General features: G+C 53.7%; 23 protein-coding genes. 10 read left to right on the top strand and 13 right to left on the bottom strand.

Annotated features, from left to right (window positions below; all coding sequences use genetic code 11):
- Positions 1-9: 9 nt before the first annotated feature.
- From csgB to ymdB, 5 genes are all read left to right on the top strand, one after another.
- Positions 10-465 (top strand): curli minor subunit CsgB, encoded by a 456-nt coding sequence (gene csgB / locus SPG90_RS03785; RefSeq protein ID WP_029739999.1) that lies wholly within the window; start codon positions 10-12, stop codon positions 463-465.
- A 41-nt stretch (positions 466-506) separates the two neighbouring features.
- The gene (csgA, locus tag SPG90_RS03790; protein WP_023311110.1) at positions 507-959 is read left to right on the top strand and encodes a curli major subunit CsgA; all 453 of its coding nucleotides are present in this window, start codon (positions 507-509) and stop codon (positions 957-959) included.
- Positions 960-1,021: 62 nt separating this feature from the next.
- The gene (gene csgC, locus SPG90_RS03795) at positions 1,022-1,354 is read left to right on the top strand and encodes a curli assembly chaperone CsgC (RefSeq protein WP_023311111.1); all 333 of its coding nucleotides are present in this window, start codon (positions 1,022-1,024) and stop codon (positions 1,352-1,354) included.
- Between the two features lie 164 nt (positions 1,355-1,518).
- Positions 1,519-1,839 carry a hypothetical protein gene (locus SPG90_RS03800; RefSeq protein ID WP_023311112.1) on the top strand — a complete coding sequence of 107 codons (321 nt, stop codon included), beginning with the start codon at positions 1,519-1,521 and terminating at the stop codon, positions 1,837-1,839.
- Positions 1,840-1,945: 106 nt separating this feature from the next.
- Positions 1,946-2,488 (top strand): O-acetyl-ADP-ribose deacetylase, encoded by a 543-nt coding sequence (ymdB, locus tag SPG90_RS03805; protein WP_023311113.1) that lies wholly within the window; start codon positions 1,946-1,948, stop codon positions 2,486-2,488.
- Positions 2,489-2,521: 33 nt separating this feature from the next.
- Here the strand turns inward: ymdB and mdoC are convergent, their stop codons facing one another.
- Entirely contained in the window at positions 2,522-3,661 is a 1,140-nt protein-coding gene (gene mdoC, locus SPG90_RS03810; protein WP_023311114.1) for a glucans biosynthesis protein MdoC, read from the bottom strand.
- A 254-nt stretch (positions 3,662-3,915) separates the two neighbouring features.
- On the opposite strand from mdoC, the gene mdoG reads away from it, so the two are divergent.
- The 3 genes from mdoG (at position 3,916) to SPG90_RS03825 (ending at position 8,303) form a co-directional block, all read left to right on the top strand.
- Positions 3,916-5,469, top strand: coding sequence for a glucans biosynthesis protein MdoG (gene mdoG, locus SPG90_RS03815; protein WP_045357108.1), 1,554 nt, complete (start codon positions 3,916-3,918; stop codon positions 5,467-5,469).
- Positions 5,462-7,990: a glucans biosynthesis glucosyltransferase MdoH gene (mdoH, locus tag SPG90_RS03820; protein ID WP_163353677.1), complete on the top strand. Its 2,529-nt coding sequence runs from the start codon at positions 5,462-5,464 to the stop codon at positions 7,988-7,990. Before mdoG ends, mdoH begins: the two co-directional genes overlap by 8 nt.
- Before the next feature lie 85 nt (positions 7,991-8,075).
- A complete protein-coding gene (locus SPG90_RS03825; protein WP_033145189.1) occupies positions 8,076-8,303 on the top strand; it encodes a YceK/YidQ family lipoprotein in 228 nt (75 codons plus the stop codon).
- A gap of 6 nt (positions 8,304-8,309) precedes the next feature.
- Here the strand turns inward: SPG90_RS03825 and SPG90_RS03830 are convergent, their stop codons facing one another.
- The 3 genes from SPG90_RS03830 to SPG90_RS03840 form a co-directional block, all read right to left on the bottom strand.
- Positions 8,310-8,684, bottom strand: coding sequence for a MysB family protein (locus tag SPG90_RS03830; RefSeq protein ID WP_023311118.1), 375 nt, complete (start codon positions 8,682-8,684; stop codon positions 8,310-8,312).
- Positions 8,685-8,781: 97 nt separating this feature from the next.
- Complete coding sequence (mdtG, locus tag SPG90_RS03835; RefSeq protein ID WP_045401848.1) at positions 8,782-9,999, bottom strand: multidrug efflux MFS transporter MdtG; 1,218 nt, start codon at positions 9,997-9,999, stop codon at positions 8,782-8,784.
- Positions 10,000-10,139: 140 nt separating this feature from the next.
- Positions 10,140-11,066: a Kdo(2)-lipid IV(A) acyltransferase gene (locus SPG90_RS03840; protein WP_023311120.1), complete on the bottom strand. Its 927-nt coding sequence runs from the start codon at positions 11,064-11,066 to the stop codon at positions 10,140-10,142.
- Positions 11,067-11,287: 221 nt separating this feature from the next.
- Between SPG90_RS03840 and SPG90_RS03845 the strand changes: the two genes are divergently transcribed.
- The gene (locus tag SPG90_RS03845; RefSeq protein WP_039261862.1) at positions 11,288-12,337 is read left to right on the top strand and encodes a rhodanese-related sulfurtransferase; all 1,050 of its coding nucleotides are present in this window, start codon (positions 11,288-11,290) and stop codon (positions 12,335-12,337) included.
- A gap of 41 nt (positions 12,338-12,378) precedes the next feature.
- On the opposite strand, the gene SPG90_RS03850 is transcribed toward SPG90_RS03845, so the two are convergent.
- The 9 genes from SPG90_RS03850 to mdtH form a co-directional block, all read right to left on the bottom strand.
- Positions 12,379-12,957, bottom strand: a complete 579-nt coding sequence (locus SPG90_RS03850; RefSeq protein WP_045401851.1) for a YceI family protein — start codon at positions 12,955-12,957, stop codon at positions 12,379-12,381.
- 1 nt (position 12,958) lies between these two features.
- Positions 12,959-13,525, bottom strand: coding sequence for a cytochrome b (locus SPG90_RS03855; RefSeq protein ID WP_045401937.1), 567 nt, complete (start codon positions 13,523-13,525; stop codon positions 12,959-12,961).
- Positions 13,526-13,732: 207 nt separating this feature from the next.
- Positions 13,733-13,846, bottom strand: coding sequence for a YceO family protein (locus tag SPG90_RS03860; RefSeq protein WP_032639612.1), 114 nt, complete (start codon positions 13,844-13,846; stop codon positions 13,733-13,735).
- Between the two features lie 60 nt (positions 13,847-13,906).
- Positions 13,907-15,025, bottom strand: coding sequence for an N-methyl-L-tryptophan oxidase (solA, locus tag SPG90_RS03865; RefSeq protein ID WP_322407941.1), 1,119 nt, complete (start codon positions 15,023-15,025; stop codon positions 13,907-13,909).
- Positions 15,026-15,141: 116 nt separating this feature from the next.
- Positions 15,142-15,396, bottom strand: a complete 255-nt coding sequence (bssS, locus tag SPG90_RS03870) for a biofilm formation regulator BssS (protein ID WP_008500827.1) — start codon at positions 15,394-15,396, stop codon at positions 15,142-15,144.
- Positions 15,397-15,670: 274 nt separating this feature from the next.
- Entirely contained in the window at positions 15,671-15,916 is a 246-nt protein-coding gene (gene dinI, locus SPG90_RS03875; protein WP_126304417.1) for a DNA damage-inducible protein I, read from the bottom strand.
- A gap of 74 nt (positions 15,917-15,990) precedes the next feature.
- Positions 15,991-17,037 carry a dihydroorotase gene (pyrC, locus tag SPG90_RS03880; RefSeq protein WP_023311125.1) on the bottom strand — a complete coding sequence of 349 codons (1,047 nt, stop codon included), beginning with the start codon at positions 17,035-17,037 and terminating at the stop codon, positions 15,991-15,993.
- 126 nt (positions 17,038-17,163) lie between these two features.
- A complete protein-coding gene (locus SPG90_RS03885) occupies positions 17,164-17,724 on the bottom strand; it encodes a lipoprotein (protein WP_126304414.1) in 561 nt (186 codons plus the stop codon).
- A 123-nt stretch (positions 17,725-17,847) separates the two neighbouring features.
- Positions 17,848-19,056 (bottom strand): multidrug efflux MFS transporter MdtH, encoded by a 1,209-nt coding sequence (gene mdtH / locus SPG90_RS03890; RefSeq protein ID WP_322407942.1) that lies wholly within the window; start codon positions 19,054-19,056, stop codon positions 17,848-17,850.
- Between the two features lie 236 nt (positions 19,057-19,292).
- Between mdtH and rimJ the strand changes: the two genes are divergently transcribed.
- Positions 19,293-19,877 (top strand): ribosomal protein S5-alanine N-acetyltransferase, encoded by a 585-nt coding sequence (gene rimJ / locus SPG90_RS03895; RefSeq protein ID WP_008500822.1) that lies wholly within the window; start codon positions 19,293-19,295, stop codon positions 19,875-19,877.
- Positions 19,878-19,881: the final 4 nt, after the last annotated feature.

Genomic DNA, 19,881 nt, shown 5'->3' on the forward strand with positions numbered 1-19,881 from the left:
GGTGACAACATGAAAAACGCATCGTTAATTATGATGTTTACATTACTGGGTGCGCCTGGATTTGTAACCGCAGCGAATTCAGATTTGGCAAATTCTGAATATAACTTTGCGGTTAACGAATTAAGTCTTTCATCACTAAATCAGGCAGCCATTATTGGTCAACGGGGCGTTTTCAATAACGCTGAGGTTAGCCAGGACGGTTCAAGACTCTTATCCATTGTATCCCAGGATGGGGTAGGTAACAGAGCGAGAGTTGATCAATCAGGGGGTTACAATATTGCCTGGATCGATCAGAGCGGTAACGCGAATGATGCAGGTATTACGCAAGATGGATACGGTAATAGCGCGAAAATTATCCAGAAAGGGTCGGGTAATAGAGCAAATATTACGCAGTACGGTACGCAGAAAACCGCAGTTGTAGTGCAGAAACAGTCGCAAATGGCGATTAACGTTATTCAACATTAGCGCGTTGGCGACGACTTTAATCAATCCGATGGGGGTTTACCATGAAATTTCTCAAAGTGGCAGCGCTTGCAGCAATCGTAGTTTCTGGTAGTGCTATGGCGGGTTCTATTAATCAGGGCGGCTGGGGTCATGGACATGGTCATGGCGGATACAGTGGCCCAAATTCCACCCTGAATATTTATCAGGACGGTGGCGGTAACTCAGCGGTAGCTCTGCAGACAGACGCCAGAAATTCTGTCCTGAATATTAGCCAGAAAGGTGGCGGTAACGGCGCTGACGTTGGTCAGGGTTCTGATGATAGTAAAATCAACCTGTCCCAGAAAGGTTTTGGCAACAGTGCGACACTTGATCAGTGGAACAGTAAAAAATCCGTTATGAACGTTAGCCAGTCCGGCGGCTTTAACGGTGCACTCGTAGACCAGACTGCTTCCAACTCGACTGTCAACGTGACCCAGATCGGTTTTGGTAACCACGCGACAGCTCATCAGTACTGATACTGAAATCTGTGCTACAAAAAAAACAGGGCTGATGCCCTGTTTTTTTTCGGGAGTTCATCATGAATACTTTAATTCTCCTTGCCGCGCTTTCCAGCCAGATCACCTTCAAAACGTCACAGCAGGAAAATATGACCACCATTATTCCTCAGGTCACTCTGGCGCAGTCGTGTGATTGTCAGGTTCAGATTGTTTCTTTACGAGAAGGGCAGGGGGGGCAAAGTTCTTCCCGGCAGCAAAACACACTTTTTATACCCGCTAATCAGACGATTGATTTAATGCGCCTGAGTTTAAATATTAGCGCGGGAGACACGGTGAAAATCGTTGTCACCGTTTCAGACGGTAAATCGCTACATTTATCACAACAGTGGTCGCCAACGGAACGCTCGCTCTAAACATTCATGAAATCAATATGTTGAGAATATGGCGGGTCTGTACCGTTGAGCTATGCTGATATCACGGACCTGGTCGTTATGTTCCGTAACGTGAAACTTCGTTTGCCCTAATAAATGAAGCGCGTTTACCCCTCATGGACGATTTTCTTTGAGGAGTACCTATAATGAACAACTATTTTGCTCGACTCGTGGCAGGTCTGGGTCTGGTCGTTTCTGCTTTGAGTATCCCGGCTTATTCGGCCACGGTTGTTGACGGTGGCGTCATTCATTTCCGCGGTGCTATTGTTGCAGACCCCTGTGAAGTCGCCCCCCAGAAGCAACAGATTGCAATGTCATGTCCAAATAATAACCGTATGCAAACGCGTATGGTCAGCTATACAGAGGCGCTTAACGGGAAAGTGAGCGACTCAAACCTGGCAACGCTCAATATGAAATACCTTAATCCTGAAAAAACGCTCGCGGTTGTCGAAATCCAGTATCGCTAGTGCGCGTTCTCGCGCCCTGCGGTGAAAGAGGATTTTTTCTGATAGTTTTTTCTCCCGGTCTCCTCTGCGATACACTTAAGAAAATGGCGGGTTGCAGAGGGGCTTTATGAAACCGCAAATTGAAATTATTCATGGCGATATTACGACAGTGCACGTCGACGTCATCGTCAATGCGGCCAATCCATCCCTGATGGGAGGGGGCGGCGTGGACGGGGCTATCCACCGGGCTGCCGGACCGCAGCTGCTGGAAGCCTGTAAAACCGTGCGCCAACAGCAGGGCGAATGTCCTCCCGGTCACGCGGTGATTACGCTGGCGGGCAATCTGCCTGCGAGAGCGGTAATTCACGCCGTAGGGCCTGTCTGGCATGGCGGGGATCAGCACGAAGCGAGTATTCTGGAAGAGGCTTACCGGAACTGTCTGCGACTGGCTGCCGACAATGGTTATAAAACGATGGCGTTTCCGGCCATCAGCACAGGCGTGTATGGTTACCCTAAGGCCGCTGCCGCAACGATTGCCGTAGAAACGGTTTACCGCTATTTGTCGTTAAAACCGCTGCCAGAGAAGGTGATTTTTGTCTGTTTCGACGACGACACCACGCATCTTTATCAGCGGCTTCTGACTCAGCGCAGACAAGAACTGGAGAGCTGATGCAAACGCGGCGCATCGGATGCGCCGCGTGATTTATGAGGCTTTTGCCTGTGGTTTTCCTGAAAAGAGGAAGCGCAGGAGCGGGATCCGCAGATGGATTTCGTAGAGTACGATTGCTACCCCTACAACAAACACCAGCCCGGTAAAAAAACCCAGCGTGTTGGAGGCGATGTGCGGTGTGATGTAAGCCCCGAAGAAAAGCGTCAACGGATGATGCACCAGATAGATAAACAGTGACGCATTAACGAAGTAGGTCACGCGACTGGACTTAAAGTTCAGCAAGCGGTGGCCCAGCGCGAATACCACGTTCACCATCCACAGCCCAAGCAGCATAGTGATCACGCTTTCCGTTTCATACATCCAGGCATCGCCGCTGCCGTAGCGCTGATTCAGCAGATAGGCCGCGAACGCGAGGCTTGCCCCCAGCGCGCACCACGGTGACGGGGTGACAAACAGCGATTTAAGCTTCGGATGAATAAAGGCCAGCGCGCCGATTAAAAAGAACGGAATGTAGAACAGGGACTGCATCACCACAAAATTAAATAACCCGTCGCTCAAAATCGGCGGGTAGACGATAAGCAGCGTTCGGCGCACGGCCGCATAGGCAATCCCCAACAGCAAGAAGAGCACTGACAATTTGCCCATCGTAACGTTGGCGAAGAAGGTGTCGGCTTTTGTACTCAGACGGTGGCGCAGGCGGCTGAAAATCAACAGGCTCACCGTTGTGAGCACCACCAGGACCAGCAGGAACCACAGGTGAGACACCAGCTCCCAGACCAGCGTATTGTACTTTTCATACAGCGACAGATTTGGCCAGTTCTCCGCTTTGCCTTTGACGTATTGCAACATAATGAACTGAGGCAGCGTCAGCAGTGGAATTGCGGTCAGCATGGGGATCCCCACGCGCTCTACGCGCACTTTCCACCAGCGCTTGAGCGGGTATCGCAGAAACAGCATGTAAGAAAAATAGCCGGATATGACGAAGAACACCTGCATACGGAAGGCGTGAATAAAGTCATTAAACAGCGTCAGCCACCAGGAGGGCATCTGGCTATTCACATGCCAGGTGTGGCTGGAGTAAATCAGTGAAATGTGAAAGGGGATCCCCAATAGCATCAGCCAGGCCCTGATCGAGTCGAGGAAATATTCACGTTCTGTTGGTGTTGTGCTCATATAACGTTGTGCATTCTCAGACTTTTCGTCTTATCCCTAAGACTCATAATGGTTACATTCGAAGCCAACCCTACACCAAGACCGACACCCTGTCTCCAGGATAAGCACGCAAAGTGAATAGCGGGTTCTTTCATTTGCTTATTCCCTGAGCCAGCAGCTGAACAAAGCAGTGATAATGTTGTCGGATTGCCTGAGTTTCCATTAAAATGGATCGGATCGATATAAGCACACAAAGGGGGAAGTGCTTACTTATTATGAAACATAAACCACAGATGAAGAAAATGCGTTGGTTGGGTGCTGCAGTGGTGTTATCACTGTATACCTCATCGGCACTGGCCTTTAACATCGACGATGTCGCAAAACAGGCAAAATCGATGGCAGGCAAGAGCTACGAAGCGCCGAAAAGTAACTTGCCCTCCGTTTTCCGCGACATGAAGTATGCGGACTATCAGCAGATCCAGTTCAATCACGACAAAGCGTACTGGAGCAATATTAAAACCCCGTTCAAGCTTGAATTTTATCATCAGGGTATGTACTTCGACACGCCTGTTGCCATCAATGAAGTGACGGCAACCGCGGTACGTAAGATCAAGTACAGCCCGGATTACTTCAATTTTGGCAATGTGCAACACGACAAAGATACGGTGAAAGACCTGGGCTTCGCAGGCTTTAAGGTGCTTTACCCAATCAACAGCAAAGATAAAAATGACGAAATCGTCAGCATGCTTGGAGCCAGCTATTTCCGCGTCATTGGCGCGGGGCAGGTGTACGGGCTTTCTGCGCGCGGTCTGGCTATTGATACCGCGCTGCCATCAGGTGAAGAGTTCCCACGTTTCCGTGAGTTCTGGATTGAACGTCCAAAACCAACGGATAAGCGTCTGACCATTTATGCACTCCTGGATTCCCCGCGTGCAACCGGTGCCTATCGCTTTGTGATTATGCCGGGTCGTGACACGGTAGTTGACGTGCAGTCCAAGGTTTACCTGCGTGATAAAGTGGGCAAGCTGGGCGTTGCGCCGTTGACCAGTATGTTCCTGTTCGGGCCGAACCAGCCGTCACCGGCAACCAACTTCCGCCCGGAACTGCATGACTCCAACGGTCTGTCTATTCATGCCGGTAACGGTGAGTGGATCTGGCGTCCGCTGAATAACCCGAAACATCTGGCGGTTAGCAGCTTCGCAATGGAAAACCCGCAAGGTTTTGGCCTGCTGCAGCGTGGTCGTCAGTTCTCCCGCTTTGAAGATTTGGACGATCGCTATGACCAGCGTCCAAGCGCCTGGGTCACGCCAAACGGTGACTGGGGTAAAGGTAAGGTCGAGCTGGTAGAAATTCCAACCAACGACGAAACCAACGATAACATCGTCGCTTACTGGACGCCGGATCAGCTGCCGGAAGCCGGTAAAGAGATGAACTTCAAGTACACCATTACCTTCAGCCGCGACGAAGATAAGCTGCATGCGCCGGATAACGCGTATGTAATGCAGACTCGCCGCTCAACGGGTGATGTGAAGCAGTCTAATCTTATCCGTCAGCCTGACGGTACCGTGGCGTTTGTCGTGGACTTCACAGGCCAGGATATGAAGAAACTGTCACCGGACACCGCCGTTGCCGCTCAGGCCAGCATCGGTGATAACGGTGAAATCGTTGAGAATACCGTGCGTTACAACCCGGTAACCAAAGGCTGGCGTCTGACCCTGCGCGTGAAAGTGAAAGATCCGAAACAGACCACAGAAATGCGTGCTGCGCTGGTCAGTAACGATCAGCCGCTGAGTGAAACCTGGAGCTATCAGCTACCTGCCAATGAATAATACATCTGAATATATTGATGCCATGCCGCTGACGGATATCGAAAAAGCGGCACTGCCAAAGAGCGACATCCGCGCGGTTCACACCGCGCTGGATGGTGAACATCATACGTTTTCCCGTGATGATGATACGCCGCTTGGGTCAGTCAAGGCGCGTCTGGAGCAGGCCTGGCCGGACTCGCTGGCGGAAGGGCAGTTGATTAAAGACGATGAAGGACGCGATCAGCTTCAGGCGATGCCGAAGGCTACGCGTTCCTCTATGTTCCCCGATCCATGGCGCACCAACCCGGTGGGTCGCTTCTGGGATCGCCTGCGCGGGCGTGATGTGACGCCGCGCTATCTGTCGCGCCTGACGAAAGAAGAGCAGGCGTCCGAACAGAAATGGCGTACCGTCGGGACAATCCGTCGCTATATCCTGCTGCTTCTGACGCTTGCGCAGACGGTCGTCGCAACCTGGTACATGAAAACTATCCTGCCTTACCAAGGCTGGGCGTTTATCAATCCGACGGACATGATGGGCCAGGATCTCTGGGTCTCCTTCATGCAGCTGCTGCCGTATATCCTGCAGAGTGGCATTCTCCTGCTGTTCGCGGTCCTCTTCTGCTGGGTCTCGGCCGGTTTCTGGACCGCGCTGATGGGCTTCCTGCAGCTGCTCATGGGGCGTGACAAATACAGCATTTCAGCGTCAACGGTCGGGGATGAACCCCTCAATCCCGAGCACCGTACCGCGCTGATTATGCCTATCTGTAACGAAGACGTTGACCGCGTATTTGCGGGCCTGCGTGCGACCTGGGAGTCCGTGAAGGCGACCGGCAACGCGGAGCATTTCGACGTTTACATCCTGAGCGACAGCTACAACCCGGATATCTGCGTTGCGGAACAAAAAGCGTGGATGGAGCTGATTGCAGAAGTGCAGGGCAAAGGCCAGATCTTCTACCGCCGCCGCCGTCGTCGCGTGAAGCGTAAAAGCGGTAACATCGATGACTTCTGCCGTCGCTGGGGTAACCAGTACAGCTACATGGTGGTGCTGGATGCTGACTCCGTCATGAGCGGAGACTGCCTGAGCGGTCTGGTGCGCCTGATGGAAGCCAACCCTAACGCGGGTATCATTCAGTCTTCGCCAAAAGCGTCCGGTATGGACACGCTGTATGCGCGCTGCCAGCAGTTCGCCACCCGTGTTTACGGGCCGCTGTTTACGGCGGGTCTGCACTTCTGGCAGTTGGGTGAATCGCACTACTGGGGCCACAACGCCATTATCCGCGTGAAGCCGTTCATTGAGCACTGTGCGCTGGCGCCGCTGCCGGGTGAGGGTTCGTTTGCCGGTTCTATTCTGTCGCACGACTTCGTAGAAGCGGCGCTGATGCGTCGTGCTGGCTGGGGCGTCTGGATTGCCTACGACCTGCCGGGATCGTACGAAGAGCTGCCGCCGAACCTTCTGGACGAGCTCAAGCGTGACCGCCGCTGGTGTCATGGTAACCTGATGAACTTCCGCCTGTTCCTGGTAAAAGGGATGCACCCGGTTCACCGTGCGGTATTCCTGACCGGCGTGATGTCCTATCTCTCTGCACCGCTGTGGTTTATGTTCCTGGCGCTGTCGACTGCCTTACAGGTGGTTCATGCCCTGACGGAGCCGCAATACTTCCTGCAACCGCGGCAGCTGTTCCCGGTGTGGCCGCAGTGGCGTCCGGAGCTGGCGATTGCGCTGTTTGCTTCCACCATGGTGCTGCTGTTCCTGCCTAAGCTGCTCAGTATCATTCTGATCTGGTGCAAAGGCTCGAAAGAGTACGGCGGTTTCTTCCGCGTAACCCTTTCACTGCTGCTGGAAGTGCTGTTCTCCGTCCTGCTGGCGCCGGTACGTATGCTGTTCCACACCGTGTTTGTGGTCAGTGCGTTCCTGGGCTGGGAAGTGGTCTGGAACTCGCCGCAGCGTGACGATGACTCCACGCCGTGGGGAGAAGCCTTTATGCGACACGGCTCTCAGCTGCTGCTGGGTCTGGTGTGGGCGGCCGGGATGGCCTGGCTGGATCTGCGCTTCCTGTTCTGGCTGGCACCGATTGTCTTCTCGCTGATCCTGTCGCCGTTTGTGTCCGTGATTTCCAGCCGTTCAACGGTGGGGCTGCGAACCAAACGCTGGAAACTCTTCCTGATCCCGGAAGAATATTCCCCGCCGCAGGTGCTGGTGGATACCGATCGTTACCTGGAACAGAACCGCAGTCGCTCGCTGGATGACGGCTTCATGCACGCCGTGTTTAACCCGTCATTCAACGCCCTGGCAACGGCAATGGCGACGGCGCGTCACCGCGCCAGCCAGGTGCTTGAGATTGCCCGCGATCGTCACGTTGAGCAGGCGCTTAACGAGACCCCGGAAAAACTCAACCGCGACCGTCGTCTGGTGCTGTTGAGCGACCCGGTGACAATGGCGCGTCTTCACTACCGCGTGTGGTCCGCTCCGGAGAAATACTCTTCGTGGGTGAATTACTATAAGGACGTGAAGCTGAACCCGCTCGCGCTGAAGGCGAAGTAAGTTGTTAAGAAGGGACGGGTAAGCGAATCGCCACCCGCCAGATAAAATACCGGCTTAATCGCCGGTATTTTTTTAGAGGTTAAAGATGAGAATAATCATCGTCGTTATGGTGGCATGCCTGCTCAGCGGCTGCGGCAGTATCATCAGTCGCACCATTCCAGGGCAAGGCCACGGAAATCAGTATTACCCGGGCGTGAAATGGGATCTTCGTGATTCCGCATGGCGCTACCTGACCGTGCTCGATCTGCCGTTCTCGCTGATTTTCGACACGCTGTTGCTGCCGATCGACGCCAGCCACGGCCCTTACGAATAGCGTAAATTAACGCTCGTCCCACTCATCGGCTGCGGTTTGACCTTCTTCCGTATCCAGCGGCGGCTCAAGCTGAAACTCACCCTCATCCCACTCGTGCAGGGTGTTCTCTTCCAGCCATTCCTGCCGAAGTTCGATTTCGTCATAGTCGCCATCAAAGACGGCCTGCGCACCTTCACCACTTAATATCGGCAAACATTCCCCTTCTTCACCTTCATCGGCAAAGAATTCGGCCTGCCACATAATATCTCCATCCTGCAGAACGTATTTTTGGATATTAAGCTGTTGCACGTCAGCATCTTCTTCTTCAACGCCGGGGTTGTCGGCGAGGAACTCTTCACGAGCGGCATCAATAGCTTCTTCCAGCGTGGCGTACATGGTCATTGGTGTCTCCCTGTTTTCCAGAAGGTTTCAGGGAAAGAATAGCTGAATATAAGATTCTGCAAGTATGAATGCGAAAATAAGCTGTCAGGCGTTCGTCTTATTCCGTCACGGGCCGCAGCGCGCGGGATAAACTGAACCATGAATAAATGGCATTGAACAACACGACGCCCGCCGTCACGATAAAGACGGCGCGAAAACCGAAGCTGGCTGAGATCCCGGCTCCGAGCAGCGGTCCGGTGACGTTACCGATATCGCGGAATGACTGGTTATAGCTGAAAATACGCCCGGCAATCTGGTTCGTTGAGTTGTAAATCAGCAGGGTCTGTACGGCGGGAAGCAACGCGCCGTCGGCGGCTCCCAGCAAAAAGCGAAGTAAGCCCAGCTGCCACGGAGCCTGCACCATCGACATCGGGATAAGCAGCAGGACGGAGATCACCAGCGCGGAGATCAGGATTTTCTCCGGACCCACCCGGTCTCCCAGTTTACCCAGTCTCGGGGCGCTCAGCAGCGCCGCCACGCCGGGTACGGAGGCAATCAGTCCGCTGATGAACGCAATATTGCTGACGTTACCCGCCAGGTCGCGAACGTACAGCGTCAGAATAGGGGCAATCGACCCGGTAGCCACCTGGATAATCATTGTCGTCACGAACAGGCTCAGCACCAGTCTGGGATTTTTGAGCGAGGTCAGCACCTCTCTGGCGTGGAGAATCTCTTTTTTGGCGACAGGCGTGAAGTTTTCCCGGATACAGAGCAGGGTGACGATAAAGCACAGGAACAACACGCTGGCGGTGATAAAGAAGACCGGGCGCAGGCCGTAGTTATCCGCCAGTAATCCCCCGGCCAGCGGTCCAAGCAGAGCACCGCTCACGCCACCGGTTGAGAGCGTGCCCAGCGCCCAGCCGCTTTTATGGCGGGGAATTTGCGTGGCAATCAGGGCATTCGCGTTGGGAATAAATCCACCCAACAGGCCCAGCAGCGCGCGCAGGATCAGAAACTGCCAGACGTTCTGCGCCACGCCCATCAGCGCCATGATAATGGCCATCCCCAGCGCCGAACGCAGCAGCATAATTTTCCGCCCCTTGCGATCGGCAAGGCCGCCCCAGAAGGGCGAGGCCATCGCGGAAAAGAGAAACGTGATGCTGAATACCAGACCGGACCACATATTGAGCGCGCTGTGGCCCGTCACGCCTAGCTGTTCGACGTAGAGCGGCAGGAAGGGCATAACCAGGCTAAAGGCCGCGCCGGTAAGAAAACAGCCAAGCCACGCAACCGCGAGGTTACGCTTCCAGTTTATGGGGGCATCTGAGGGTGACATAACTATCCGCATAATGAGGTGCAGAGCACCTGAAGCATAAAGTAATAAGCCTGCTAATTATGCGCCGGGGTTATGATTGCCGCAATGACGAGGAGCTTTTAAAGCTAAAACGGCATGCGGCCCTGAGGACCGCATGAGGATTAATAGCGGGACGGCGTGCCTTGTGGCCGCGTTTTAAAGCGGCGGTGCAGCCACATGTACTGCTCGGGCGCCAGCATGATGCACTTCTCCACAACGCTGTTCATCCAGCGTGCGGTGGTTTCCGCATCGTCGAGCGGCGGCGCAAGCTCCGGCTCCAGCATCATCAGCTCGTAGCCTGAACCATCCGGCTTACGGCGAGGGACGAAAGGCACGATGGCAGCTTTAGACATCCGCGCCAGCATCCAGGTACCGGTCGTTGTGGCGGCCTCTTCAACGGCGAAGAAGGGAACAAATACGCTGGCCTGTGGGCCATAGTCGTGGTCGGGGGCATACCAGACCACTTCGCCGGATTTCAGCGCGCGGATCATCCCCTTCAGATCCTTACGGTCGATCATGCTTTTGTTGGAGCGCATGCGGCCGTTGGTCTGGATTAAATCGATGACCGGGTTATCGTTAGGACGATAAACGCCAATGCCCGGCGCCTGCATGCCGAACATGCGCGCCCCGATTTCCAGCGTCAGGAAATGGACGCCGATCAGCAAAACGCCCGTCTGGTTGGCCTGAAGCGTATGCACAGGCTCCATGCCGGTTCCCGTCACCTCGCTCCAGCGGGCCATGCGTTTGTCCGGCCAGAACCACGCCATGCCGGTCTCCATAAGCCCCATCCCGACGGATTCGAAATTCTTCGCGACCATATCGTGACGCTCTGGCTCGCTCATCTGCGGAAAACAGAGCTCAAGATTGCGGTACGCAATTCTGGCGCGACGCTTCATAAACAGCTGTGCGAAACGGCCCAGAAACTTACCCAACCGAAAAATAACAGGGTAGGGAAGCTGTACCAGAAGCCATAAAAAGCCGATGCCAAGCCAGGTCAACCAATAGCGGGGATGCAAAAGGGCGGCAGTAAATTTTGGTAACTGGGTCATGTCTTTCCTGTGTTCAAACGTCCTGTTTTGCTAGTGTCTCATTTTTTGAGACATAGCCAAAATATCTGCTTTCGAAGCGTGCACGAATACAGCAATTGTTAAGCCTGATTAATCAGGGTGTGTGAAATGTAGCGTAAATTGTGTGGATGTAAATTGGTTTTGTTTGCTATATGATGCCGACCGATTTTTAATTCTCTCTAACGATTCCAGGACTGTACACCATGCCAGTGTTACACAACCGCGTGTCGAATGAGATGTTGAAAGCGCGTATGTTGGCTGAAACCGAACCGCGCACAACCATCTCTTTCTATAAATACTTCACGATCGACGATCCGCAGGCGACCCGCGATGCGCTTTATCAGGCGTTCACGGCCCTGAATGTCTTCGGCCGCGTCTACCTTGCCCGTGAAGGCATTAACGCGCAAATTAGCGTACCGGAAAGCAAAGTCAGCGCCTTCCGCGACGTGCTTTATCAGTTCGATCCGGCCCTCGACGGCTTGCGCCTGAACATTGCTCTGGACGATGACGGGAAATCCTTCTGGGTGCTGCGCATGAAGGTGCGTGAGCGCATCGTGGCGGACGGTATCGACGATCCCGAGTTTAACCCGGCGGATGTCGGTGAATATCTGAAGGCCGCGGAAGTGAATGCGATGCTGGACGATCCGGATGCCGTGTTCATTGATATGCGTAACCACTATGAGTACGAAGTGGGGCATTTCGAGAACGCGATGGAAATCCCGGCCGACACCTTCCGTGAGCAGCTGCCCAAAGCGGTTGAGATGATGCAGGAACATAAAGATAAAAAGATCGTTATGTACTGCACCGGCGGTATCCGCTGTGAGAAAGCCAGCGCGTGGATGAAGCACAACGGCTTTAATAAGGTCTGGCATATTGAAGGCGGCATTATCGAGTACGCCCGCCGCGCCCGCGAGCAGGGTTTACCGGTGCGCTTTATCGGGAAAAACTTTGTCTTTGACGAGCGTATGGGTGAGCGTATCTCGGAAGACGTTATTGCCCAGTGCCACCAGTGCGGCGCACCGTGCGATACCCACACCAACTGCAAAAACGACGGGTGTCATCTGCTGTTCATTCAGTGCCCGGCCTGTGCCGAGAAGTTTAACGGCTGCTGTAGCGAACTGTGCAGCGAAGAGAGCATCCTGCCGGAAGAAGAGCAGCGTCGCCGTCGCGCAGGACGTGAAAACGGCAACAAGATTTTCAATAAATCACGCGGCCGTCTGAATACCAAACTGGGTATCCCTGACCCGGAATGATAATAACGCCCGGCACGGCGAAAGCCTGCCGGGCGAATCTATTATGATTTCTGCTGTACACCTTCAACGGAAATAATCAGCTCAACGTCCTGAGACGCCGGACCTAAATCCGTTGTGATATTAAAATCTTTCAGGTGAATTTTACCCGCCGCTTCAAAACCTGCGCGTTTACCGCCCCACGGATCGTCACCCTGACCCAGTAATTTAGCATCAAGCGTGACCGGTTTTGTTACGCCGTTAAGCGTCAGGTTGCCGGTAATATTCAGTTTATCACCGTCTTTCTTCACCTCAGTAGAAGTGAAGGTCGCCTGCGGGAATTTCGCGACGTTGAGGAACTCCCCACTGCGCAGGTGTTTATCGCGCTCTGCGTGGTTCGTGTCGACGCTGTTCGTATTAATCGTCACATTGACTTTATCGGCCGCGGGATTTTTCTCGTCAAAAGTGAACGTGCCGTCAAAATCCTTAAAGGTGCCGTACAGCCAGCTGTAGCCCAGGTGCTGAATACGGAAATTGACGAAAGCGTGCTGGCCCTCTTTATCAATCTTATAATCCGCCGCCACGGCGGAACCGGCGGTGAATAACAGAGAACCCAGGGCGATACCCAGCAGGTGTTTTTTCATTTTATGCTCCAGAGTCAACTGACGAGCGGCCAAGCATGCGCTTTAGCGTATCGTCTTTATCAATAAAATGGTGTTTGAGGGCGGCAAGCCCGTGCAGCACGGAGAGGATCACCACGCTCCACGCAAGCCAGAGGTGAACAACCCCCGCCGTGTCGGCCTGCGTCCCAGCATCGCTAAGCGTTGCCGGAACCTCGAACAGGCCAAAAACGTTAATCGGCTTACCGTCCGCCGTCGAGATAAGGTAGCCGCTAATCAGAATGGCGAAGAGCAGCGCATAGAGCGCGATATGCGCGGCAACCGCACTCAGGCGGGTTATTTTTCCGTGAGTCTTCGGCGCGGCGGGCGGAGGGGAAACATGTCGCCAGATTACGCGAAAAATCAGCCCCATCATCAGGAGAACGCCAATGCTTTTATGTAACTCCGGTGCCTGGTGATACCAGCCGTCATAATAGCTGAGCGTGACCATCCAGAGTCCAAGTCCAAACATACCGTAGACGGCAAGAGCAAATATCCAGTGCAAACCTATGGATATTATTCCGTAGCGCCGGGAGGAGTTACGCAATTGCATCAGAATGTCCATTTTCAAATTAACCGGAAAGTAAAAATGAACGGGAAGGCGGGATATTGCAACTGAAATAATTGTCTATTAATTTTTATTTTATTTATTTCAGCAATTTTGAAAAGGATCGCTAAAGCTAATTCAATCTCTTCGTGCAAGCGAAATGGTGAGCTTCAATAAAGATAAATTAACGTCAATTATTGTCAGTAAGGCTTTTCAGTAAAATACAATGTAAACAAAATCAATAATGGCCAGCAGCGCCCACAATAAGATGTAGAGCATGAAATGCTCGCGAATATTATTCATCAGAAAGTTAACGATCCTGCGCATAACGCCCCGTAATGCAGTGTGAATGAAACGGGCCCCGAAACCTCCGGAGCCCGTGGCGGATTATCCGTTAAAACGCGAGAGTGAGAAGGGCGTCAGATCAAACTGCGGCGCGATGCCCTGGGCAAACTGTGCGGCGATCTCGCCCAGCACGGAAGCAAACTTAAAGCCGTGGCCGCTCAGCCCGGTAATCAGCAGGACGTTGTCATGCCCCGGCAGCGTATCAATGATAAAGTCTTCATCCGGGGTGTTGTCGTAGGTACAGGCCGCGCCATACAGCAAGCCGCCGACGCCCGGAAGAATAGTACGCAGGAACGTGAAGGCTTCTGAACCATCCTGCGGAAAGGCGCCGAAAGGCTTACGCCCTTCAGGGGTGGAGATAGCCTGGCCACCGTTGTGTTTACCGATTTTCAGCGCGTCTTTCTCGGAAGGGAAACCGTAGAACTGATCGCCATTCGGCAATTCGCCGGTGAAGGCCGGGAATTTATTCTGCGCGCTGTAGCGGCCATCCGACTGGAACCAGGAGAAGACCTTGCGCACCGGCTGGATCGGCAGTTCCTGCAGCAGGCGCGTGACCCAGGTTCCTGCGCTGACGAGCAGGCGGGACGCTGAATAGTCGCCGTCAAGAGTCGTTACCGTGACGCCATCAGCGTCATGCGTGATGGCCTCCACTGGACAATTAAACAGCTGCGCACAGCCGGCCTTCGCGGCAAGATCGATCCAGGTTTTGATCGCCGTTTCACAATGCAGCACGCCGGAGTGGGCTTCAAAGAGGCCGATGTAATCGTCCGGGACGGTAATTTCAGGCCAGCGTGCGGTAATGCCCGTCGCGTCCAGCTTCTCAATGTCCAGATTAAAGGCTTTCGCGCTGCGCTCGACGCCTGCGAGAAATTCAGACTGGGCCGGGCCCAGGTTGACGACGCCGGTACGTTCGAAAATGCGATCTTCGGTCTGTTTCGCCAGTTCATCCCACAGCGTCTGGGCGCGAAGCACCAGCGGGACATAGCGCTCGCCTTCGCCATACGCATGGCGGATGAGGCGGGTATCGCCATGATGGCTACCCTCCGAATGAGGAGGGAGGTGGGCATCGATCATCAGGACCTTCAGACCTGCCTGTGTTGCGTAATAACCGGCAGCGGAACCCACGGAGCCGCTACCAATAATGATTAAGTCGTATCTCATATGCATCTCGTAACCTGATGTTTTGTTAGCAGAGTAATTAACAACGCGGGGTTAGACAAGGGAGAAATAAATAAGGCACCGCGAGGGTGCCTGTAGAGAGAAAAGTGGGCATAAGCTTAGTGCCGTTTATACTCATTTTCCTGATAGTCGCCAGATTCTATTTTTGCAATACCTGCCTCTAAAATAGAAATAAACTGACGGGCGACGTCTGTTGTTAGCCACAACGTCTGTCCAACTTCCGCTTCTTCACGGTTGAGTTGATTCGGGGTCTGGTAGTGCAAACGCAGCATCAGCGCATCGTAGCTATCTACGGTACTGATATCCCAGCCAACCAGTGGATGGGTCTGGATCACTTCACTATTCTTTTCCATTATAACCCCCTTAATGCGTGTTAGAAGACAACGGCTTTGAGGTTCAATGCATGTTTTTCTGAAAGCATCTTCAGTATACCAAGTAATAAGGGTTCCAACGGGAAAAATAAACAGGTGGCAACACATTTTTCTGCTTTTTAGGATTGTTCGAACAATAAAACACCATCTCGTTCACGATTTTTAAAGAAGATGCCGAATTAATTTGAACTTGCAGGATTTTTAGACAAAAAAAAGCCGGGGCGACCCGGCAAAAAAACACAATGAGGGAGCAGTGTTAATCTGCGATAAACCAGTCGTCTGCGCTTTCCCACGTTTCCTGCAGGATTTCGCTGATGCGATCTTTATCTTCTTTCGCAGCACCAATGACGGAGAGGTTGTTCGCCGCGGCGTAACGCACCGTTACGGCACCCGCGTTGTCGGGAAAGGTGTTGTTAATACGGCGGGATAATTCGCCTGCCAGTGCATCAAGCGCGCCGGCAGGTAGAACAGTTGTTTTGGCTATGGTGACTTCAATACGCATAAATGCCCCCTGTGTAATATACTGTTTATTTATACAGGTATATTATCGGTTTGACAACAAGGGGCATTGATTTTTTAACGTTTTACCGTCCAGTTAACGGTTTCGCCCGCCAGGAATGGGATCAGCGTGTCATCCGTCAGCGCAATGGACTCCTCAACGTGGCTCGCTTTACGCTCCAGTTCGATGAAGGTGTCGTTGACCGGCAGGCCGTAGAAGCGCGGGCCGTTAAGGGAGCAGAACGCTTCAAAATGTTCGAGCGCGTTCATCTCTTCAAAGACGGTCGCGTAGCTGGCCAGTGCCGTTGGGGCGTTGAAGCAGCCTGCACAGCCGCAGCTCGCCTCTTTGCGGTGGCGGGCGTGAGGTGCGGAATCGGTGCCGAGGAACGCGCGGGAGAACCCGCTGGCAACCAGCTCGCGCAGCGCCTGCTGGTGGATGTTGCGCTTGAGAATAGGCAGACAGTACAGGTGAGGACGCACCCCGCCCACCAGCATGTGGTTACGGTTAAACATCAGGTGCTGTGGCGTAATGGTGGCGGCGATAAGATCGTTGCCGTCGCGCACATACTCTGCCGCGTCTTTGGTGGTGATATGCTCAAAGACCACTTTAAGCGCGGGCAGGCGCTGGCGCAGAGGCTCCATCACGGTCTCGATAAAGCGGGCTTCACGGTCGAAGATGTCAATCTCGGCATGCGTGACTTCACCATGGACCAGCAGCGGCATGCCCAGTTTCTGCATACGTTCCAGAACCGGCATGATGGCATCAATGCTGGTGACGCCGTGGCTGGAGTTGGTGGTGGCATTTGCCGGGTAGAGTTTCGCCGCCGTAAATACGCCTTCGTTAAACCCGCGCTCCACTTCGTTCGGATCCAGCGAGTCGGTAAGATAGCAGGTCATCAGCGGGGTAAAATCGTGTCCCGCAGGAACGGCATCCAGGATGCGCTGGCGATAGGCAATCGCGGCATCGACGGTGGTGACTGGTGGAACCAGGTTAGGCATGACAATCGCGCGGCCATAAATTTCGCTGGTATAAGGCACGACGGTTTTCAGCATATCGCCATCACGCAGATGGATATGCCAGTCGTCAGGGCGGCGGATTTTAAGAACCTGGGGTTGTGCAGTCATGGAAGCTCCGGCTTGTCAGGAATCAGTCATAAGGATGGCTGTTTTTGCCGGACACAAATCATAAGCGGAAACGTTTTCGTTTGCACACTTTTCCGTAAAAAAAAGGGCGCCACAGCGCCCTTCAGGTTAATCGGTGAAAGGAATGATAATTTCTCCCGGTTTCACCTCTATACCTTTTGCATATTTTTTCGCCAGAGCTTCACCCTTGCTTTTGTCTTCGCTTAAGACGTACGCGGGCTGCTGGTTAAAGTAATTTCGCAGCGACTGGTTGAGATAGGGCATCAGGGTTTGCAGAACCGGTGCCATCTTGTCCGGCGACACCTGCGCATCGACGACTTCCATCTCCTGCAGGAAAATTGCCCCTTTCTCTTTATTGAAAACAGGGAGTGCCTTCAGCTTGAGCTTGATGTTGGCTTTCTGATTGCCAAAGAGGGAGGACATATCGAGATCCGCATCACCGGCAAGGGTGACTTTGTTTGGCTCTTCACGACCGATCTGGCTGGTCAGGTTTGTGAGGACGATATGGGCGTCTGCCAGACCCGGCACGCCAATGTCTCTAGAGAAATTGTTATGTTTTTCCAGCGCCTGATTAATTTCCTGTTCACTGACGGTATATTGCGTGAGCTGGTTACAGCCAACCAGCAGGCCGCTGACAACTAATGCCACGGCAAAGACAATTTTCTTCATAGTGTTCCTCAACGAAAAATCGGCGCTTCTGTCCTGTTGCGCCAGTATGTCAGTGTGAATTGGCAGAAACCAGCAGAAAAAACTGAGAAGTGGGGCGGGAGTAGCTCCCGCCCGAGGGAAAGGCTACGCGCCAGGCTCGAGCATCCCGCTCGCGCTGCGTTTCTGGCTGAACTGCCACCACAGGGCAAGGAGCGTCATAAAGCCCACCGCGCCGAGCATCATCCACGGAAGTTCGGGCTGGTTAAACGCTTTGCCGGCATCAAACAACCAGCCGCCACCGGCGTAACCTAATGCGCCGCCAAGCGCTAGCCCCAGCCGGCTGAAACCCATATAGCTGCCGCGCGCACGCGCATCCGCAAGCGAGGCGCTCAGCGTTTCACGGGCAGGCTCGGCGATGATTGAGCCAATATAGAACGTGCAAATCAGCGTAAACAGCTGCTGGAGAGAGTTCACCAGACCGATCGGCATCATGCTCAGCGTCATCAGGAACAGCCCGGTCATCAGGCGATGCTCCAGACGAAAACGCCGTTCGCTCCAGCGGGCAATCGGATAGAGCAGCGTTAACGACAGGCAGGCTTCGATGGCGTACATCCATTTAACGGCTGCAGGCGTGCCAGCAATGTCGTTAACCATGATCGGCAGCATCAGCATGACCTGCACAGCCAGCATGTAGTATCCCGTCAGGGTCAACACATAGGTGACAAAACGCCTGTCGCGCAGGACGCGGCCAAGCCCTTCCCGGACCGGCGCTTTGACCGTCGACAGTTTCCAGGCGGGCAGGAACAGGCCATTAAACAGCGCGCACAGAATAAAAAGCACCGCCCCAGCGGCGCAGACCAGACGGAAGTCATACTGCAGCAGCCAGCTTCCCAGCAGGGCGCCGATAACCGCCCCGGCACTGTCCTGCATCATCAGAATCGAGAAGTAACGGCCGCGGTGCTGAGGGCGAATAAGCTTCACCACCAGCGCGGTGCGCGGCGGATCGAACAGCGTGCCGCCGATACCGGAGAGGAAACAGGAGAACCAGAGCAGCCAGGGCTCCTGGGCGACCGCCATCGTGGCAAAACCTGCCGCGCGCAGCAGCATACCGGTAACGATCATCGGTTTAGCGCCAAAGCGGTCGGCAATGGCCCCGCCAAAGACGCCCAGGCCCTGCTGGACAAACTGGCGTAACCCCAGGGCAATGCCAACCATTAATGCCGCCCAGCCCATCTGATCGACAAAGCGGATCGATATCAGCGGAAAAACGACAAAAAAGCCGAGCACAACCAGCATGTTATCGACGAGCAGGAAATATTTACCCAGGCTCCTGGCCTGTGATACGCGGGACATTTTCCCTCCAGGGAAAATAAGAAGGTGAGCACGCTAACATTCTGCGGTGTCGCCGCGTTTTTTCCCACCCCTGGGCGTGACAATATTTTTTTATCAAAAGGGTGCTTTGATAGAGAGTTCTCATCGAAAATAATGAAAAGAGGGCAAAATGGTATGTCACTGTTTTCACAGACGGCGCAGGCGCAGGTATAGTAAAGCTAATGGGTCAGCAGAAGTGACGGGAAGGAGTGGTATCGATGTTTGGCTATCGCAGTAATGTGCCAAAAGTGCGTCTGACAACGGACAGGCTGGTCGTTCGTCTGGTGCATGAGCGTGATGCCTGGCGTCTGGCGGATTATTACGCCGAGAATCGCCAGTTTTTAAAACCCTGGGAACCCGTTCGGGATGAGAGCCATTGTTACCCTTCCGGCTGGCAGGCGCGCCTCAGCATGATTACGGAATTTCACAAGCAGGGCAGCGCGTTTTATTTCGCGCTGCTGGATCCTGAAGAGAAAGAGATTATCGGGATCGCTAATTTTTCAAACGTGGTGCGTGGGTCTTTTCACGCCTGCTACCTTGGCTACTCCATCGGCCAGAAATGGCAGGGGCAGGGGCTGATGTACGAGGCGTTAACGGTGGCGATCCGCTATATGCAACGCACGCAGCATATCCATCGCATCATGGCGAACTATATGCCGCACAATCAGCGCAGCGGCAATTTGCTGGCGCGCTTAGGGTTCGAGAAAGAGGGTTACGCCAAAGACTATCTGCTGATAGACGGAGAGTGGCGCGACCACGTTCTGACGGCGTTAACCACCCGGGACTGGACCGCAGGTCGTTAAGGAG

The organism is Enterobacter sp. D2, assembly GCF_034427575.1.
GTDB lineage: Bacteria > Pseudomonadota > Gammaproteobacteria > Enterobacterales > Enterobacteriaceae > Enterobacter > Enterobacter cloacae_M.

Coding starts and splice junctions, on each gene's coding strand:
- SPG90_RS03800 (WP_023311112.1), top strand. CDS start 1,519: ATGAACAACTATTTTGCTCGACTCGTGGCAGGTCTGGGTCTGGTCGTT.
- SPG90_RS03825 (WP_033145189.1), top strand. CDS start 8,076: ATGAGAATAATCATCGTCGTTATGGTGGCATGCCTGCTCAGCGGCTGC.
- csgB (WP_029739999.1), top strand. CDS start 10: ATGAAAAACGCATCGTTAATTATGATGTTTACATTACTGGGTGCGCCT.
- SPG90_RS03840 (WP_023311120.1), bottom strand. CDS start 11,066: ATGACCCAGTTACCAAAATTTACTGCCGCCCTTTTGCATCCCCGCTAT.
- SPG90_RS03845 (WP_039261862.1), top strand. CDS start 11,288: ATGCCAGTGTTACACAACCGCGTGTCGAATGAGATGTTGAAAGCGCGT.
- solA (WP_322407941.1), bottom strand. CDS start 15,025: ATGAGATACGACTTAATCATTATTGGTAGCGGCTCCGTGGGTTCCGCT.
- mdoH (WP_163353677.1), top strand. CDS start 5,462: ATGAATAATACATCTGAATATATTGATGCCATGCCGCTGACGGATATC.
- mdoC (WP_023311114.1), bottom strand. CDS start 3,661: ATGAGCACAACACCAACAGAACGTGAATATTTCCTCGACTCGATCAGG.
- SPG90_RS03885 (WP_126304414.1), bottom strand. CDS start 17,724: ATGAAGAAAATTGTCTTTGCCGTGGCATTAGTTGTCAGCGGCCTGCTG.
- csgA (WP_023311110.1), top strand. CDS start 507: ATGAAATTTCTCAAAGTGGCAGCGCTTGCAGCAATCGTAGTTTCTGGT.
- mdtG (WP_045401848.1), bottom strand. CDS start 9,999: ATGTCACCCTCAGATGCCCCCATAAACTGGAAGCGTAACCTCGCGGTT.
- rimJ (WP_008500822.1), top strand. CDS start 19,293: ATGTTTGGCTATCGCAGTAATGTGCCAAAAGTGCGTCTGACAACGGAC.
- mdoG (WP_045357108.1), top strand. CDS start 3,916: ATGAAACATAAACCACAGATGAAGAAAATGCGTTGGTTGGGTGCTGCA.
- dinI (WP_126304417.1), bottom strand. CDS start 15,916: ATGCGTATTGAAGTCACCATAGCCAAAACAACTGTTCTACCTGCCGGC.
- SPG90_RS03830 (WP_023311118.1), bottom strand. CDS start 8,684: ATGACCATGTACGCCACGCTGGAAGAAGCTATTGATGCCGCTCGTGAA.
- mdtH (WP_322407942.1), bottom strand. CDS start 19,056: ATGTCCCGCGTATCACAGGCCAGGAGCCTGGGTAAATATTTCCTGCTC.
- csgC (WP_023311111.1), top strand. CDS start 1,022: ATGAATACTTTAATTCTCCTTGCCGCGCTTTCCAGCCAGATCACCTTC.
- ymdB (WP_023311113.1), top strand. CDS start 1,946: ATGAAACCGCAAATTGAAATTATTCATGGCGATATTACGACAGTGCAC.
- SPG90_RS03855 (WP_045401937.1), bottom strand. CDS start 13,525: ATGCAATTGCGTAACTCCTCCCGGCGCTACGGAATAATATCCATAGGT.
- SPG90_RS03860 (WP_032639612.1), bottom strand. CDS start 13,846: ATGCGCAGGATCGTTAACTTTCTGATGAATAATATTCGCGAGCATTTC.
- pyrC (WP_023311125.1), bottom strand. CDS start 17,037: ATGACTGCACAACCCCAGGTTCTTAAAATCCGCCGCCCTGACGACTGG.
- bssS (WP_008500827.1), bottom strand. CDS start 15,396: ATGGAAAAGAATAGTGAAGTGATCCAGACCCATCCACTGGTTGGCTGG.
- SPG90_RS03850 (WP_045401851.1), bottom strand. CDS start 12,957: ATGAAAAAACACCTGCTGGGTATCGCCCTGGGTTCTCTGTTATTCACC.